At 65.5% G+C, this 371-nt stretch carries 1 protein-coding gene; it reads right to left on the bottom strand.

Annotated features, from left to right (window positions below; genetic code table 11):
- Window positions 1–9: 9 nt before the first annotated feature.
- A complete protein-coding gene (locus tag R3X27_RS25585) occupies window positions 10–285 on the bottom strand; it encodes a hypothetical protein (RefSeq protein ID WP_317711735.1) in 276 nt (91 codons plus the stop codon).
- Window positions 286–371 lie beyond the last annotated feature (86 nt).

Consider the following 371-nt stretch of genomic DNA (forward strand, 5'->3'; position numbering starts at 1 on the left):
GTTGCGGGCTCAGCGCTTGTGCTTGTTGCCGCCCTTGTTGCGGTCGTCCTTGCGATCTTCGCGGTCCCGGTCTTCGGCGATCTTGCCGCCGAGCGCGCCAGCCGCTGCGCCAAGCGCCAGGCCGTCCTTGGCGTCGCCGCCGGTGATTTCGGTCAGAACTGCGCCGGCCACAGCGCCCTTGAGGGCCTTCTCACCGATGTCACCGGCATTGGCGGCCATCGGGGCAGCGAGGGCGAGCGAAGCGGCAAGGGCGGCGTATACGGTGTTCTTGAGGGTGTTTGTCATCGGTTCCAACCTTTCTGACGGTAGCGACCTCCGTGGCCGCCTTCTGTTGAAAGATCTAAGGGAACCGACCTGCCCCCGCTTGAGAG

Source organism: Tropicimonas sp. TH_r6 (assembly GCF_033101155.1).
Classification (GTDB): domain Bacteria; phylum Pseudomonadota; class Alphaproteobacteria; order Rhodobacterales; family Rhodobacteraceae; genus Tropicimonas.

Bases quoted from the DNA above. Each gene is read 5' to 3' on its own strand.
- R3X27_RS25585 (WP_317711735.1), bottom strand. From the start codon at position 285: ATGACAAACACCCTCAAGAACACCGTATACGCCGCCCTTGCCGCTTCG.